Genomic DNA, 18884 nt, shown 5'->3' on the forward strand with positions numbered 1-18884 from the left:
TTACTGGAAGTATTCAACACCGTTTTTGAATATATTATGGTAATTCGCAGTTGGTATGTTTTTCATCAGCCCTTCCGTGAAACGTTCCGGGTGACCCATTCTTCCGTAGATCTTCCCGCATGGGCTTGTTATTCCTTCAATTCCGAATAATGAGTTATTGGGATTGAAAGGCATTCCGTGAGCAATGTTTCCATCGAAGTCGATATATTGAGTGGCTATCTGTCCGTTTTCATACAGCTTTTTGATCTCTTGTTCTGAAGCCATGAAACGTCCCTCTCCGTGAGAGATCGGAATCGTGAATGTCTGATCTTTCATTCCTTTTAACCATGGGCTTTCATCATTCACTACCTTCACTGTAACCATCTGAGAAATATGTCTCCTGATCGCATTGTGAGCCAGTGTCGGAGAGTTTTCGTCCAGATCTTTGATTCTTCCGTAAGGCAAGAGCCCTGATTTGACAAGCGCCTGGAACCCGTTGCAGATACCGATGATCATCCCGTCTCTGTCTAATAGCTCGTGAACAGCATTTTTCATCTTTTCGTTCTTTAAAACATTTACGATGAACTTTGCAGAGCCATCCGGCTCATCACCTGCTGAGAAACCTCCCGAAAACGCTAAGATCTGAGATGTTCTTATTTCTTCCACCCACGCATCAATGCTTTCCTCCAGCAATTGGTGATTGATATTGATCAAAGGTAAGCTGCTTACCACAGCTCCTTCTTTCCGGAATGCGTTCAGCGTATCATATTCGCAGTTTGTTCCAGGAAATACCGGAGCGAACACTTTAGGCTGTGCTATTCCGTGTTTTTTAATGATGATATTTCTTGGGTTGACCGAGTTCGACTTTGCATCAATTTCAACTGTGATCTTTTCTTTTTCTATCGTTGGGAAAAGATTTTCAAATGTACCTGTGTAGGCTGATTCGAGATCCGGGATCTGGGATTCAAGGTTGTTGATCTTTAAAATACCAGAATCTTTTACTTCTCCGATTAGCTGAAGTGCTGCTGAGCTTAACTCTTCTTTTGCCTCGATGATCAGGCTACCGATATTTTTAGCCAATAAAGTATTTTCATCAGCGTTAATTTCTGCTCCCAATCTGTTTCCAAAGCTCATCTTTGCCAGCGCTACTGCAACACCACCTTCTTTCACTGTTTTCACAGAGACGATTTTTCCTGACTTAATGTTTTCAAAAATGAATTCAAAAACATCTTTTAAAGCATCATAATCCGGAAGACCGCTTTCCTGGGCAATATGATTGAAGAAATAGACTTTGTTTCCTGCAGCCTTAAATTCCGGGGAAATGATATTTTGTTTTTCTCCGTTAGCACATGCAAAAGAAATCAATGTAGGGGGTACGTTCAGGTCCTGATACGTTCCGCTCATGGAATCTTTACCTCCGATAGCCGCTAAACCAAGGTTGATCTGTGCATCATAAGCTCCTAAAAGTGAGGCTAAAGGTTTACCCCATTTTTCCGGAGCCTGTCCTAATTTTTCAAAGTATTCCTGGAAGCTTAATCTGATATTCTTATAGTCACCTCCCATAGCAACGATCTTCGCCACACTTTCCACTACTGCATAAGAGGCTCCCAATAATGAGTTCTGCTTTGAAATTTCAGCATCGAATCCCCAGCTTGCCAGAGAAACGGTTTTGATATCCTTTGCTCCTAAAACCGGTAATGTCTGAACACTTCCTTCCATCAAAGTCTGCTGGTATTTTCCTCCTAAAGGCATCGCAACAGTTGTTCCTCCTACAGAAGAGTCAAACATTTCCAACAGTCCTTTCTGGGAAGCTACGTTCTTATCTTTTAAGGCATTCAGGAAGTTTTCTTCTGTGAAAGCCTTGGTTTCTTCTTTTACTTCTTCAAGGTGGCTGATCTTAACCTCCTGTGATTTTGAGCATCCGTTCGTATCAAGGAACGCTCTTGAAAGGTCAACGATCTTATCTCCCTTCCAGAACATCTGCATTCTTCCTGAATCCGTCACTTTTGCCACTTCTACCGCTACAATGTTTTCAGCTTCACAGAATCTGATGAACTGTTCTTTATCTTTCGGATCTACAACAACAGCCATTCTTTCCTGAGATTCGGAAATTGCGAGCTCGGTTCCGTTTAATCCTTCATATTTTAATGGTAATACATCCAGGTTGACCTCTAAAGAGTCAGCAATCTCACCGATCGCCACAGAAACTCCTCCGGCTCCGAAGTCATTTGATTTTTTGATCAGCTTTGTCAATTCAGGGTTTCTGAATAGTCTCTGAATCTTACGTTCTTCTACGGCATTTCCTTTCTGAACTTCTGAGCTCATGGTGTGGATAGAGGTTTCATCCTGCTCTTTTGAGCTTCCGCTTGCTCCACCAACTCCGTCACGGCCGGTTGCTCCACCTAAAATAATGATGGAATCGCCATTTGCCGGCTTTTCACGTCTTACCCAGTCTACAGGAACAGCTCCGGTAACGAAACCTACTTCCATTCTCTTGGCCTTGTATCCTTCATCATAAATCTCAGAAACCATAGTCGTTGCAAGACCGATCTGGTTACCATAAGATGAGTATCCGTTAGCAGCCTGTTTTGTAATAGTTTTCTGAGGTAATTTCCCCGGCAATGTCTTATCAACTGATTCTAAAACATCTGCAGCACCCGTTAACCTCATCGCCTGGAACACAAAAGATCTTCCTGATAAAGGATCTCTGATCGCTCCTCCCAAACAGGTTGAAGCTCCCCCGAAAGGTTCGATCTCTGTCGGGTGGTTATGTGTTTCGTTTTTGAATAGTAAATACCAGGGTTCTTTTTTACCATCATATTCCGCTTCGATCTGGATGGTACATGCGTTGATCTCATCAGAAATCACAAGATTGTCCAGATTCCCTGTTTTATGGAAGTATTTACCGCATACTGTTGCCAGATCCATTAAGGAGATCGGCTTCAGCTCACGGCCTAAGAATTTTCTTTTTTCGATATAGTCATTGAAAATGGTTTCCAATGTATGTCTGAACTTTCCTTCAAACTGAATATCTGACAATTCTGTTTCGAAAGTTGTGTGACGGCAATGGTCACTCCAATACGTGTCTAATACTTTAAGTTCAGTTTCCGTAGGATTTCTCTGTTCAGTTTTAAAATATTCCTGAATGAATTTTAGGTCGTCCAACCCCAATGCAAAACCATGATTGTTATAGAAGTTCTCCAGCTCAGCATCATCGAAATTGATAAAATTGTCATGAACTAAAACTTTTGACGGAGTTTCATCAGCAGGAATATCTAATATTGATAAGTCTTTTTCCTGAGATTCCACTTTGTTGATCAGAAGATCTTTGATCTTAGCCAGATCAGCTTCAGAAACGCCTTCAAATTCGATCAGCTTACCGCTTCTTACTTTTGATTTTTCATTTTCTGTCAGCAAAGCGATACATTGCTGCGCAGAGTCTGCTCTCTGGTCGTACTGGCCGGGCAGGAACTCCATGGCAAAGTGAATATTTTTTGCAGGGTTTTCTGTGTGTAAAATATCAGTAACAGGGTCTACGAAAGTGTTGTTCACCACTTTTTCGAATTCTCCGTCATTCAGATTGAAAAGGTCATACACATTGTACACCTTCACACTTTGAACCGCCGGAGCAACCGCTTTTACTTCATCAAAAATTTTTGGACTTTCAACATCGAAAATTCCCCTTTTTTCTACGAAAATTCTTTTGTTATTAGACATTAGATGTCAGATTTTTTAATATTAGATTTATTTTTCTTTTACTTTTCTCAATTCAGAGCGACAGCACCAGATTGCTATCTACTGTTCCACCGTATGGACAGCTCTTTTGGGTAGTATTATCCGCCCCGCATTTTTCCGTACAAATTTAAAGGAATTGTCGTACCTTTTTCAAATTTGAGTCCCGGAATTTCCATTTATTTTATTTGTTTATAAATTTATTGGGATTGTCCTTATGCTTTTTCTGGAAGTCTTCTGCATTTTTTATTTCTTCTTTCAGCCAATCTTCAAAAGGGACTTTCTTCTCATTAAAATCCTCTATAGCATAAAATGTTTTACCATCTTCTGAAACCAGGAATTTGAAACGGTAAAGCATATCCAATTCTTTTTTCCTGTAATCATAGGTATTTACCTGATAATACGGAAAGTTTTCTTTCGGTCTTTCTACAATTTCAAAAAACAGATTCTTTTCATTCTCAGACAATTTATTGTAAAAATTTACGTAAAATAGATCTGAAAGCTTTTTCTTCCGCTTTTCAAAGAACTGAAGAATATTTTTTTCTTTTTCATTGTAATGAAAAGGATTGGGGTAGTATTTCCCTTCTATTTCCACATCTTCACCTGAATTTCCGGCAAGTGGTTGAACAGTTTGCCCTTTGGTATTCATTATCCCCCATTTTCCTCCTACCATTGCTTTATGCTCATCATTGGTTTTCTCCCAGTCACAGCCATCACAGAATACGGCATATCCATAATTAAATGGTGACACGAAATCATGCTCAGGCTGAATCACAATCTTCCCGTTACGATCCGCAAAGCCTACTTTACCATTTTTTACCAGCCTTCTCAATCCTTCAGAGAAATAATCGGCTCCATTGTCATACAGGAAAGGTTTGTATAAAAAATTCCCTTTCCGGTCATACACATATCCCCATGCGTTCTTCTCTGTTTTTTCATCGTCTTTACTACCATCAAGAAAAATGGTTTCTCCTTCTACAGGATCACCGTCTTTAAGGAATGAAAATATTTTGAACTGTGCCGGAATAATAATTTTACCGGCTTTATCTTTTACTCCCACCAAAGAGTCTTTGGATTTGAAATAATACAGAGCTTCTTTTTCCTGCGAAAAAGAAATAATGGGTGACAATATAATGGCTAACAATAGTTTTTTCATATCAATACTGCTGGAAATAAAATATGCAGCCCAAAAGACTGCATACTGTTTTATACTTTAAGATCAGCTTCCAATCCTATTAAATCTTTATTCTGGTCTATAATCGGCTGTACTTCGTTCTTGACGAATTCTTCCGTCTGAATCGGCGCAAACCCTATAAAATTCTTAGGATCTAACACTTCTTTTAATTTTGACTTATCCAATTTTAAAGAATCATCATTCAGGATTCTTTCAATAAGGTCATTTTCTTTTCCTTCCACTTTCACTTTCTTCGAAGCTTCCATAGAGTGAACTCTGATCACCTCATGGATCTCCTGACGGTCACCACCGGCTTTCACTTCTTCCATGATGATATATTCTGTTGCCATGAAAGGAAGCTCTTCTTCGATATGCTTGTTGATTCTGTTCGGATACACTACAATTCCGTTCATAATGTTGTTCCAGATCAATAGGATCGCATCAACAGCCAGAAAAGCCTGTGGAATCGTTAATCTCTTGTTCGCAGAGTCATCCAGTGTTCTTTCAAACCATTGTGTAGAGGCCACCATTGCGGAGCTTGTCGTAAGAGACATGACATATTTTGCCAATGCTCCGATTCTCTCACTTCTCATTGGGTTACGCTTGTATGCCATCGCAGATGAACCGATCTGGTTTTTCTCGAATGGTTCTTCAATTTCTTTAAGATTTTGAAGCAATCGTAAATCGTTTGTAAATTTATGAGCTGACTGGGCGATATTCGATAGTAAAGCGACTACTTTAGCATCAATCTTTCGGTCATACGTCTGTCCTGAAACACCAAATACCTTATCGAAACCGAATCGTTTGGAAAGTTCTTTATCTAAGTGCTTTACTTTGGAATAATCTCCATTGAACAGCTCAAGAAAACTCGCCGCAGTTCCGGTAGTTCCTTTTACTCCTCTGAAACGAAGGGTCTCCAGGAAGAAATCAAGCTCTTCAATATCAAGAACCAAACTCTGTAACCAGAGCGTCGCTCTTTTCCCTACCGTTGTCAGCTGAGCCGGCTGGAAGTGAGTAAATCCTAATGTCGGAAGGTCTTTATACTCAATCGCAAAGTCTGCTAAGTTTTTGATCACATTCACCAACTTTTTCTTTAAGATCAAAAGTCCGTCACGGATCTGGATCAGGTCCGTATTGTCTCCTACAAAAGCTGAAGTTGCTCCCAAATGGATAATTCCTTTTGCTGAAGGGGCCACATCACCATAGGTATGAACGTGAGCCATTACATCATGACGGAATTTCTTTTCGTATTCTGCCGCTTTATCATAATCAATATTTTCAGCATTCGCTTTCAGTTCAGCAATCTGCTCATCTGTAATCTCAAGACCCAGATCTTTTTCAATTTCAGCTAAAGCGATCCAAAGCTTTCTCCAGGTACGGAATTTGTTATTGTGTGAGAAATTAAACAACATTTCTTCACTGGAGTAGCGCTCTTCCAATGGATTTTTGTAGGAATTCATTCGTTATTTTACTTTTTTAGATGTACAAAAATACGGTTTTTCAGTGAGAGACAAAAATCCTGTTTTTATGATTTTCAATCCTGGTTCTTCGCTGGTTTTTATTTATGGAATTAACCGGATTTTCTTGTATGTTTTGTCCTGAAAAAAGTTGACTAAAAATCACACAAACCGTCAGCTTTATGGTTAAAAAAAACATCAGTTCCTGTACAAGAATACAGCGAAGCTTTCAGAATACAAATTGTCCCTTAATATGAACGGGGACTGCAACTCCTTGCCATTATACTTGTACTGATATGCAGCATTCCCACTTAAAACATTATATCCTTCACGCTTTAATCCAAACGGGTAATAGTAGTTTTCTTTAATGATCTCAGAAGTTGTTTCTTTAAATTAAAATATATAAAAGAGGCTGTCTCAAAAGTGTAATTCTGAATGAAATACGATGTAATGAAGAACCTCAAACAACTGGCCATCAATGAGATTCTTCCTTCGTCAGAATGACAAGAGCTGAATTATTTGACTTTTGAGACAGCCTCTTTTATGTCCATATTAACGATTAATACAAAGCAAGAACTTTTTTAAGATACTCCTCTGCAATATTCTTATTGTCTGCAAATGTATAGGGTATATATGATTTATTTGACGGGTCATAAAGTGCTATTTCCGATGACTCAACTGTAAACAAACACATCGACTTTTTAGCAATTAATTTTTGTTTTAAAAATAAAGACATCATTTGTGTGTTCTTATCAATATACAATGAATCCACTTGTACTGGATCTTGATCCATAAAAAAAGCATTTTGTATTTCATAGTTATAGTGGATCGAATAATTGCCTATATGAGTAGGATGGTATTTGCCTTTCTCTTTTTTGAACCAACGTAAAAACATATTAAGATCACGCTCCCCAACAACATAGGTCATTTGTATGGTATCATTTTTCATTGCGGTCATCCCGAATGGCCAACTTGGGGCAATGGTAGCTTCTTCTTTAAGTCTTCCCTTTGTATCAAAAAGCTGAATTGAAGGTGCTCCTTCGTCAGTAGTGAATCTAAGACGTACTATATCTGTTTTACCAGCACTTATTTGATAAGAAAATCCGGTGCCTTCCAATTTATCAAAATTGGAATTTCCACATGCTATAATAGATAACAATAATGGTAAAAGCAGACAGACATTTTTTATTTTCGATCTCCCCATATTATTTTGCTTTTTTTGATTATTCCTTCAGCTGTCGTTACATTTTCATAACCTAAACGCTGAAATAGATTTGAGTTAAAATGTTCTCCATACTCAGGAAAACCTGCTTTTTGGGCTTCTCTTTTCCAGTGTGAATTGTTAAATATAAGCCCCATTTTACTATTCCCTGATATGTTAAACCCTCCTGCATTCAGCATGAAATCCATTTTATTTTGCCCTGTTATTGCAGCTGCCCTACCTGCTGCAAAATTTCCAACATCTCTGGCTGAAACGTATACCCCGTCTGCTATTTGTGAACCGGCATATAACCCGCCACCATTTTGAGTCTTATAATCATATTTATCACCTCCGCCACCATTCCAGGCATAATTCATCCTTGCTACAAATCCTCCGTTGGCTTCAGTATCTTTAGAGACATCATTACTAAAATTATTAAGCCAATCTCTTGCTTGGAAAGAGCCAAAATTTATTTTACCTGCTGGTTGAGTTTTGCCCCTTTTATCAAACTCTGTAAATGAGTTCCAAACAAGTGTTCTTCCCATTCTTTCGCCACCTCCCGAAGTATTTTCTTTAGAATAGTTTTGATTAAGTTCCTGTTGGGTTTCTTTAGTATTACCATCATGACGGTAAACCCCTAAATCTCCGTCATTATAAACCGCAACAACATTTCCAAATTTATCTGTATGAGTGCTTTCTGTGCCACGACCATCAGGATCAATAAAAAGGATTGGATTGTTCATCGCATAGTTGTAAGGTGACCATCTCCTATATTGTTCCGCCAAAGGGTCTACAACGCTCCAACGTCCGATATCCGGCATATAAAATCTTGCGCCATAATCATACATACCATTTTCCGTCTGCAATTCTTTACCGTTATATTTATAATTATACGCAGGATTTCCATTCAGTATATTTACTCCCTCATGCTTCAAACCAAACGGATAATAATTGTTTTCCTCAATGACCTCAGTTCCGCTGCCATTGGCATTTTTCATATAACTCAGACGGACATTTCCCAAGTGGTCTATATAATTGTAAATATACTTATTATTTTCAAAATTATAGTATCCTTCCGCAGTAGGCACAAACTTTAGTCCAAAAGGGATTAATCCTCCTTCTTTACCAACAGCTCCTTCATACTGAAAACCGTCTAAATAATCCGTAATCTTTTCCGACAGCTTCGTTATCACTCCCAACGGATCAAAAGGAGCATATTTATAAACTTTTCCGACCTTCACACCATCAGCCCGATACACATAAGATGTATTTTCCCTGATAACTCCCAAACGGGTAGACAGGCCTTTATCATACAGCAAATGGGAAGGAAGGTTAAGGTGATTGTACTCTACGCCTAAAATACCTTTGTCTTTATGCAATGTCATATTCCCGTTCAGGTCATACTGGATAGGATTTCCCGAAGTATCAGGATATCCAAGATAGTTCTGCGAAGCATCCGTCACCGAATTCAGCCTGTTTCCTGTATAGGTATAGTTCAGGTTATCAATCATGTGTGCCGTTGTTGTGGTGTTTTGGGCATTTCTCTTCAGGTTCAGGATATTCCCGTTCAGATCATAGGACAATTCTTCATTGAAGAAATTATTTTGCGGAACAGAAGACAAAGGCTCAGAATATGTCCCTTTGGTCAGTCTGTTCAATGCATCATAGCTGTATGAATATCTCTTCAATAACCCGTCATTAGCAGTTTTCCAGTCTATTTCCGCAATATTCCCGTTGAACCTTCCCGAAGTGAGATTGGAATATATGGGATTATTATACCTTATTTCATACCCAAATAATTTCCCGTTCAGATTGGCGGGATCATTTATTTTGGTCAGCCAGCCACGGATATTATATTTGTATTCTAGGGTTTGTAATGGATTGGCAATATCTGCTCCTCCTACTTTTTTAGATTCCAGCTGGGATAGTTCATTGTATTTATTCTGAGCCAGAATTTCAACAGGATTGCTGTCTACCTGATGTTTGTGAGTCAGCAGCCTGTTCTGATGATCATACTCAAACGTTTCTGTGATAATTCTTTCCACATCAGTATCCAGTCTCTTATGTCTTGTAACCGTCAGTTTGGGAGCTCCTGAAAAATCAAGCTGGGATTCTGTGTCGGTATAGCCTCCTAAATGATTGACAGAGTGACTTCCTACTTGCCTTCCCCTGAAATCATAATAAAAATAGGTTTTGGTCCAGTTATCATCTTCAATATTCTTTACATAGGAAGCTGTGGGCATCCCTTGGGTACTTACACCGGTATCATGGTAAATAACAGGCTGCCCTAAAATGGAGGGAGATGGAAATTTCCTGGTATCCCTTGGGTAAGTGTCATAATAGTTAATAGTAAGGACGGACTGGAAATCAGGAAAAAAGTTGTTGGTATAATAGAGTAGAATTCCAGGCTTGCTAATGCCCGATACAGCCTGCTCTTCAACAATGCTCAAACCGCCTATCTGGTTCTGCATCTGCTCCCTGCCTGCTCCTGAGAGGATTCCCGTATACGCCACCCGCCCATATTTATCATATTTGGTAAACAGCCATTGCCCCTTTGCTTCCATAAGGGGGTCCCGGGTGAGTATAAGCCTGTCCTGCTTATCGTATACCATATATTCCCAACCTTTTCCCGGAAGCTTCTTTTCTACAAGTCTTCCTCTTCCGTCATAACGGTATTGGTAGCAGAGGTTATCAAGCGTTGCCTGGTCCAATGATGTGGAAACGGATGCTAATGGGGGAATGACAAAGGCGAGCTGGTTATATTCATTATAAACATAATAGGTACTGCTTCCATCTTCTTTTCTAACCATAATGGTCTGGCCTTTACCATTTTTGAATTCTATGGTTTTATTTCCATCTTCATCGATTACGGTATTCTTATACAGCTGGCCATCTGTATACAGCAGGTTTTCACCAGGCATCGATTGGGTAGCTCCGTTTTGCCAGGTGGTAACCGTTGTAAATTTTCTCACTTCATCAGCGGCTGTAACCGCTGCGTATTCAAATTTTACGGGTTTAGTACTCCAGTCATTTCCTACCTGGACCTGCTCCTGAATCCGGTTGAGGGGAGAACTTTCCAGCCTTTTTTCGGAATAGATCTTTTCGCCTCCATATATGGATGAGGCATTGTTTTCCGGGTTAGGAACAATAGCTCCGTTTAATGTTCCGCCTTGGGGGATAGGAAGATAATCCTTAATCTGTCTTCCAAACGGATCGTATTCGATATGGGTAACTACATCTTTGCCTTGTGGGGATGCTTTGACATTGACTACCTGCTTAGGTCTTCCTAATCCATCAAAATACTGGACCGTTTCTGAGGTTTTTGTAGGAGTAGTCCCACTATAATCAAGGTAAGTTTTGGATTGTATATAGTTTTCTGTGCCGGACACCTGTGCTTTTACAGCTCCCATCAGCAGGAATCCTATGGGAATTATTATTTTTTTCATCGGTCTTAGTTTTTAAAGTGATACTGGTATTCTTTTAAAGTTTTATAAGAAACATTTCCGGAAGCATCTCTTACTTCCTGTTTCACTTCCTTCAGCCTGTTTTCGGTGTCATAGAAATAGAACTCTTTCACTCCGGAAGGTTGTATCACAGTTCTTACTCCTACCAAAGGATCATAAGTGTAGGTAGTAATCTGTGCAGATGGTGCAGCGGTCTTCCTAAAAGTATCCAATGCTGATAATAAAACGGATTCGTCATTTCCCGTCCCTGCAGAGGCATCTGTATTGGAGGCATCGACAATTGAGGTTATTGCAGACTGTAAAATATCAGAAAACTTAATTCCTTCTACCCTGGCAATAGGAAACGTTTTATTATATCCCCAAATAATGCTGACAGGGGTTCCTTCTTTCAGCGTATACTGCTCAGGGTTACCCTTGATATCATATTTATCATATTTTATCCTGTTTTCCATGGTATTGGTCTGGGTGTTCAATCCTGTGACAGCATCAGGAAAAAGACTGCTGGTAGCCGGATTATAGATCAGCTCAGTTTTGGCAATCGTTTTTCCCGGGTCAGAAGAGTTCATTTTCTGAACAACGCCGGTTTCCAAAGGAATACCGATCATATTGGCATTGATCAGCTTTTGGTTGTTTTTCTCCGTAGCATACAGGTAATTCGTCACCGTTGATGTTCCGTCCGGAAGAACCAGAGTAGACAGGGAAAGATAATCATTAGTATTATAAGCATTAGTACTGGTACTTGCTACCGAAGTCTGAATACTGTTGTTATAGAAATAAGAGATCTCGGTTTTCTTAGATGGCAGGGTGATGCCAAATTTTTCAAAGTTTTTATAAGGGGTTGTCAGACTTACATTCCCAACATGGCTTAAAAGCTCCTGAAAGCTGTTATAAATAAAGTATTCTCCTACTGAACTTCTGTAAAAATTATCAAGTAATTTGATTCCGTCATTTTTTTCGATTTCTGTTACTGAATAATCTGTATTCGTTTCAGAAAGTATTTGGCCATCTGAATTGTATTTTTTCTCAGAAATTAATTGTCCCCGCAGATAATCAAGATTCGGTATGGGTCTGACAGGAGGTTGTAATGATAGACTTCCGTCATTAGGATAATCAACAGGAGACCTGAATGTGTAAACCGTACTTCCATTATCTATGATATTGTTATTATCTCCTTTGGTAATCTGCTTTACCGTAACGTATTTGTATCCGACATCTGATCCTTGTGTTTTCTGAACAGGAAGGATATTATAGTCTGTTTTTACATCAAAATTAGCACTATATACAATATCTGCATTGTTTGCTTTATTCCGGTAAGAATAACTGTCACTATACCTCATGATAGGTTCAGGAAACACCAATGAACCACTGCTTTTTTGGGGGCTATCAATATCTTTATAATCATATACAAATTCCCTGGAAGGTTTAGGAGAGGCAGGACTATCAAAATATTGAATATTATTAATCCTTAATCCTCCTCCGTTACGTACTATATCATTCACAAAAATATTTTCTTCCGTAGTGGCCATAAATGAATCATATGTACTACCTGGAATGGATGGGAAATAACTGCCTTGTAATGATGCGTAATACGTACCAGGTTCAAAATATACATGATCAAAATACTCTGAATGGATCTCTCCGCCAACATCTAAGCCTGATGTGGGGCAAAAAGGAGGCTCTGGTCTATTGCAAGCCTGATTACCATTAGCTTTTTCAAAAACTTTTTCAAAGTTATTGTCACTGATTTTTTTATAGACCTTAAAATTCCAGTTATAGAAAATTAAATTTCCAAGCATGGAATGAAGCTTAACATATTGGGGATCGTTTACCGTAAAAAAGAATTGCTTGGTATCACCAAAGGTTCCGAAATTAATAAAAAAATCAAAACTCTGTTTTTTCCAATAGCCCTGGACAGCTTCCATACCGGCACCATTATAATAATGACTATAGGTATTTGATCCAAAATCAAAAACCACTTTTCCTTTTGTAGGATATGTGATGGATTTAATAATATCATTTGCTATATCATCGGTATAATATCCCCATCCGTCTTTACCAAGTTCTCCTGTACTTTTATGATATGCTATAGAATATTCCTGGTTCTGATCAGTGGAAGACATCTTAACAATCTTATTCAGAACCATTTTTCTTAATGTAATCGTAGCGTTATTTGATTTATAGGATGTATTGGTATAATCATATTCAAAATTATACTTTTCGGTGTAGCTCCCTGCATTTTGCCCCAGGTAGTTGCTTTGGATCGATTTGAGTTTATAAAGTTCCGAAGGCTGGGCATAATTGGAGTCCTGCCGGCCTTTTTCATAATTCAGGTATATAATTCCTTTATCTACTATTTCTATACTGGTTAAAAGCTGTGTATTGGTAATATTACTTACTGTTTGAGACTCTATGGCACCAGGCATGCTCCAATCCGGGTTTTGGTGAGTCCCGTTAGTATTTTGACTTGTATTATGATAATACACATCTTTTGCGTTCCTAAAAGTTCTGGTAGTAGGTTCTTCAAACTTAACCACTGAAGAAAGATCATACTTAAATAGGGCTAAGGCAATATTATTCTGATCTGTAATTTTTGTGAGATGAAATGATGCCCAGTAATTATCAATTTCAAGGTTGCCATCGATGTTTCCTATTCCTGTAGTCAATCCCGTTTTTGTATTGGTAATTGATTTTTGGGATTTCTCCATAGGACTGAAAATATATTTGATCCCCTTATCATCTACAATCGTAAAAGAAATAACTTCTCCGGTAGTATTATGTTCAAAAAGAATCTGAAGATTGTTCTTATCCAGCTTCTCCGCCTTATAATTTCCTGCTGCGTCCTTTATAATATAAAACCTTCCGGAATTCCCCATAAAGTTATATTGAAACAGATCGTACTCTGTGTCATATCTTCCCAGCCCTGCAAAGAATTTGTAATCATCCATATTAACGGGCTCATCATTCATTACTTTATAAGTTGGGTTATTAATATGATCATAAATACCAAACTTTGGCTTAGGAGGACTGGAAAATGCGATAGTCATGCTCTTTTCATCTACACCGCCCCCTCTTACGGTTCTTGAAATGGTTCCTCCGGCTATCATGCTCCAACCTAGCCCTGTTTCACCTGCTTTATCATCAGGTTTTGCATTCAAAGGATGATACTTGAGCTGGACAGCCACTGATACTTTTGCGTTGCTTGTCGGAATATTGAAAAATGGAATATTGATATCGGGAATTCCTGTATAATAACTTACAGGAACTTCTTCAAACTTCATCAGATTATTTGAAGTGGGAGCCGCCGGAAACATTTGATTGATATCTCCAACATAGCTTTTGGCAACATCTCCATCGGGTGATGATTGCCCTTGAAGGCTATGACCCCAAAAGACTGTTAATAAAATAACAGCTATTGTACTTTTTTTCATGATTGTTTGTTTTTATTTTTTGATCAGCTTTGCATTCGCTGTTTTATTCGTATCAGTCTTTATCGTCACAAGATAAGCTCCCTGTACAACATCCTGAGCGGATAAGCCCAAAGTAATGCATAAGAATAGTGCACTTAAGTAATTTTTCTTCATTAATTGTAATTTTTGCGTGAATATAAAAATTGTTAAGAATTCCCACAACAAGGAAAATCCCATTTTTAACATAGGGGATTTTACGGTAAATGAATCTACCCTGATAAATACATTAGTTTCATAAAAATAGGGTTTTAAAGTTTGTACTTCGGTTAACTAATACAAAGTTATCAAGCCGTGGCGACAGAACCTGTCGTATTATATTTATTCTTTGAATATTTTATTAAGAATGAACGATCTTTTTTCAGCACGTAAGAAGCTCAGGTTAAAAGAGGGAGATTATTGAACTTTATCCTTCTCCATAAATATCTGTAAATCTACGGTTCATTTTTTTCACAAACCGCACTTATGATTACTCTTATTTTATTGGATATTTTAACCATCTATAAATAAGGTCACGGATGCACGATTTTTTTATTTATGTATCCGTAGTAAAAAACAAAGGCTGCCTCTTCTGAGACAGCCTCTATTGACTTTTCACATTCTGATCTTATTGATAGATCACGACATTATCCTTTTTAAGCTGATAACCGCTTTTTTTGAAAGGAACCAATACGTACCCATCTTTTTTCCAGGCTTTTGCTTTTCCTGCTCTGGTCAGGATCACGCTTCCTCCTTCAGCATCTTTAACGAAAACCTCAGCTTTTTTCTTGTCTTTGCTGAAAATAACGGCTGCAATATAGTCTCCATTGGAAGCTACTTCTTTCAGCTTGATCTTTTCTTCAAAAGTCCTTACACAATTCTTTTTGATCTGTGAATATGTATATCCTGCCGAACCAATACATCCATGTGCATCTTTATCGCCTCCCAATACCGGAGTTTGTTGTGCAAATACTAAAGTACCAAGGAACATCGCGCTAAGTAAAATTGTTTTTTTCATGTTTTTTGTATTATATTATGATAACTACGTGAGGTATTAATAAAAATCATGCCAAAAAAACATAATACACATCTCTGTGAATAACTTTATACTTATTACTTCGCCCAATTGATCTTTGAATGTTTCACTTCGTCAGAATTCGTACCGATCATAATATCAAATTCTCCCGGTTCCCAGTCGTATTTCAGATCTCCGTTGTAGAATTTCAGATTTTCCGGGGTAATATCGAAAGTTACTTTTTTAGATTCTCCTTTTTTCAAAAATATTTTCTGGAAGCCTTTCAGCTCTTTTACCGGTCTTGTAATACTTCCCACCACATCTCTGATATACAGCTGAACGACCTCTGCTCCATCATAGTTTCCACTATTAGTTACCGTAACAGATGCCTGAATGGTTTGATTTCCTTTAGGGTTGGTATTGGAAACTGCAATATCAGAGTAATTGAATTTTGTATAGCTTAATCCGTAACCAAAAGAATACAATGGAGTATTGCATTCATCCATATAGTTTGAGCGGAATCTCTCATAAGTACATTTATCAACTTTATCCTGGCTCAGCGGACGTCCTGTATTTTTAGCATTATAATAGATCGGAACCTGTCCAAGGCTTCTAGGGAAGGTCATCGGAAGCTTTCCTGAAGGGTTTACTTTTCCAAACAGAACATCTGCAATAGCATTACCCGCCTCAGATCCTGCAAACCAGGCATTCAGAATGGCATCCGGAGTATCTTTTACATTCGTTAAAGCTAATGGACGGCCTGTGAAAAGGACCATTGCGATTGGCTTTCCAGTCTTTTTCAGCTCGTTTAACAGGTCTACCTGTGACTGAGGAATGGTAATTTCAGTTCTTGATGAAGATTCTCCGCTCATTTCTGCTGATTCTCCAATGGCCAGTACGATAACATCTGCTTTATTGGCAATATCAACGGCTTCTTTTAATAATTCTTCTTTTGAACGGTTATCCCTGTCTGTTTTCTTTCCGTGAGCGGCATAGATTTCTTCCAGTTTTGCATCATAATCGATGTTGGCGCCTTTAGCGGAAAGGAATTTAACTTCCTTACCATAATTAGCCTGAAGCCCCTGCATTAGATTAACAGAAACGGCATGTTTTGTAGCTACACTCCAGGTTCCCGCCATGTTCATGGAATTGTTTACCAATGGACCAATTACCGCAACAGTTCCTGCTTTTTTCAAAGGAAGAACCTGATTTTCATTTTTCAATAAAACCATAGACTGAGCCGCAACGTTTCTTGCTATATTACGGTTTTCCATATTGTACACTTCTTTTGCAGCCAGCTTAGCATCTCCATGCTTGTATGGATTGTCAAATAATCCGAGATCATATTTTGCTTCAAGAATCCTCCTTGTTGCCGCATCAATTTCAGCCTGGGTCACTTTTCCTTCGGATAAAGATTTTTTTAATGTGGTTAAAAAACCTTCTCCCACCATATCCATATCAATACCTGCTTTCAGAGCCAAAGCAGAAACCTGCTGAAGATCTCCCATTCCGTGATCAACCATTTCGTTGATCCCGGTATAGTCAGTAACAACAAACCCTTTGAACTTCCATTGATTTCTCAGTACTTCAGTCTGAAGCCACCTGTTTCCTGTTGCAGGCACTCCATCCACTTCGTTGAATGAAGCCATCACTGAGGCTACACCAGCATCTACAGCAGCTTTATAAGGAGGAAAATATTCATTGAACATTCTCACGTGGCTCATATCAACAGTATTATAGTCTCTTCCTGCCTCGCCGGCACCATACAATGCAAAGTGCTTTACACACGCCAATATATTGGTACCATTTGCCAAATCTTTCCCCTGATACCCGTATACCATATTTTTAGAAACTTCACTTCCCAGGTACGGATCTTCTCCGGAACCTTCGGAAACCCTTCCCCATCTTGGCTCACGGGAAATATCCACCATTGGCGAGAAGGTCCAGTTGATCCCATCTGAAGCCGCTTCTCTGGCTGCTACTCTGGCAGACTGCTGAACAAGATTCATATCCCACGAAGCGGCAAGTCCTAAAGGAATCGGGAAAGTGGTTTCGTAACCGTGAATCACATCCATTCCGAAAATCAAAGGAATTTTCAGACGGCTTTTTTCAACCGCTACTTTCTGTACAGCTTTTATTTTATCTGCGCCTTTTATATTGAACAGTCCTCCAACCAATCCCTGCTCCACTTTTTTTCCAATATCGGAACTCTGGGCCTGGCCTGTTGTAAAGTCACCTGAAGTCGGCAGGTTGAGCTGACCGATCTTTTCATCCAAAGTCATTTTAGATAAAAGGTTGTCTACAAAAGCTTTTTTCTTCGCCTGGTATTGAGCGGTCTGATAAGACTGAACAGGCTTATCCACCATTTCCTGAGCGGAAAATACCGGGGAAAGCGCCAAAGCTGCAAGTATAATTAACTTTTTCATAAATCTATCTTCTTAAATGATTATTATATATTTTTTGCTAAATTGAATGGTTTCTATAAGCTATTAAATTGATTCATCAAACATTTACTTCCCTTTCTTTTTGGACAGCATCCATTCATAAAACTGCGGGTTTGAATATGTGGAATCCCAGGAATTGTGATTGTCATTCGGGAAAATGACCAGTTCTGCTTCCGGATTCACCGGATGAAGTTTCTGGTAAAATTTAAACGCATTTTCCGGAAGCACAATATCATCCATTCCACCGTGAAAAATTTTCATATTCAAATCCTTAAATTTATGGATATTTGCAGTCATCACGTGATCTGTCGGCGCACAGACTGAAGCTACTGCGGCAAACATTTCAGGATGTTCCATAGCCAGCTTCAACGTGCCCCACCCTCCCATAGAAAGTCCTGTGAGGTAGATCCTGGAGGCATCGATCTTATATTTTTTCTGAATTTCCTTTATTAGATTATAAACTGTAACGGTATCCCACCATGTATCTGCAGGGCATTGCGGAGCAAGAATTGCAGTGGGTTCCTTGATCAGATTTTTATAAGTAAACGGGCTATGGGCCTTTACTGCATCCAGGTTATTTCCACGTTCTCCTGAACCATGAAGAAAAACGATCAGCGGAACATTTCCTTTGGTATTCTGAGGGAAATCCAGGATATAGGATATTTTTTCGGTTCTTTTAATTTCTTTATTCAGTTCAGCTTTTATTTCCTGTGCATTCAGCTGTAATGAGAATGGTAAGAGTAAAAGAGAGATATGTTTTAATTTTAACTTCATATTGTTACTTAGGTTTTGGGGATATAATATTTTTATTTAAACAGGGTTCAAGTTTGTTTCTATTGAATTTAATGCTCTCACAAATTAGGCAGATTGCCATACTTAAAAGACATGAAAATCTGCTTTATCCGCTTAATCAGCGAACTTTTAAATTTCTATTTCTTCCGCACTATAGAATAAGCTAATCCTTTTCATCAGCAG

Annotated in this window: 10 protein-coding genes; all 10 read right to left on the reverse strand. The window is 38.6% G+C overall.

Features of this window, described 5'->3' with window-relative positions:
* Positions 1-3696, reverse strand: a complete 3696-nt coding sequence (locus AC4IF5_RS02610) for a phosphoribosylformylglycinamidine synthase (RefSeq protein ID WP_490731406.1) — start codon at positions 3694-3696, stop codon at positions 1-3.
* Between the two features lie 199 nt (positions 3697-3895).
* Positions 3896-4867, reverse strand: a complete 972-nt coding sequence (locus tag AC4IF5_RS02615) for a WG repeat-containing protein (protein ID WP_490731408.1) — start codon at positions 4865-4867, stop codon at positions 3896-3898.
* 50 nt (positions 4868-4917) lie between these two features.
* Positions 4918-6345, reverse strand: coding sequence for an adenylosuccinate lyase (purB, locus tag AC4IF5_RS02620; RefSeq protein WP_490731410.1), 1428 nt, complete (start codon positions 6343-6345; stop codon positions 4918-4920).
* A 556-nt stretch (positions 6346-6901) separates the two neighbouring features.
* Positions 6902-7546: a hypothetical protein gene (locus tag AC4IF5_RS02625; protein ID WP_490731412.1), complete on the reverse strand. Its 645-nt coding sequence runs from the start codon at positions 7544-7546 to the stop codon at positions 6902-6904.
* Positions 7528-10989, reverse strand: coding sequence for a DUF6443 domain-containing protein (locus AC4IF5_RS02630; protein ID WP_490731414.1), 3462 nt, complete (start codon positions 10987-10989; stop codon positions 7528-7530). Before AC4IF5_RS02630 ends, AC4IF5_RS02625 begins: the two co-directional genes overlap by 19 nt.
* Positions 10990-10994: 5 nt before the next feature.
* Complete coding sequence (locus tag AC4IF5_RS02635) at positions 10995-14435, reverse strand: hypothetical protein (RefSeq protein ID WP_490731416.1); 3441 nt, start codon at positions 14433-14435, stop codon at positions 10995-10997.
* 12 nt (positions 14436-14447) lie between these two features.
* On the reverse strand, positions 14448-14588 hold the full coding sequence (locus tag AC4IF5_RS02640; protein ID WP_490731417.1) for a hypothetical protein: 141 nt from the start codon (positions 14586-14588) through the stop codon (positions 14448-14450).
* A gap of 490 nt (positions 14589-15078) precedes the next feature.
* Positions 15079-15468 (reverse strand): hypothetical protein, encoded by a 390-nt coding sequence (locus AC4IF5_RS02645; RefSeq protein WP_490731419.1) that lies wholly within the window; start codon positions 15466-15468, stop codon positions 15079-15081.
* Between the two features lie 95 nt (positions 15469-15563).
* Complete coding sequence (gene bglX, locus AC4IF5_RS02650; RefSeq protein ID WP_490731420.1) at positions 15564-17891, reverse strand: beta-glucosidase BglX; 2328 nt, start codon at positions 17889-17891, stop codon at positions 15564-15566.
* Positions 17892-17975: 84 nt separating this feature from the next.
* Positions 17976-18683 carry a carboxylesterase family protein gene (locus AC4IF5_RS02655; RefSeq protein ID WP_490731422.1) on the reverse strand — a complete coding sequence of 236 codons (708 nt, stop codon included), beginning with the start codon at positions 18681-18683 and terminating at the stop codon, positions 17976-17978.
* Between the last annotated feature and the right edge of the window lie 201 nt (positions 18684-18884).

Source organism: Chryseobacterium sp. UF-290 (assembly GCF_058245615.1).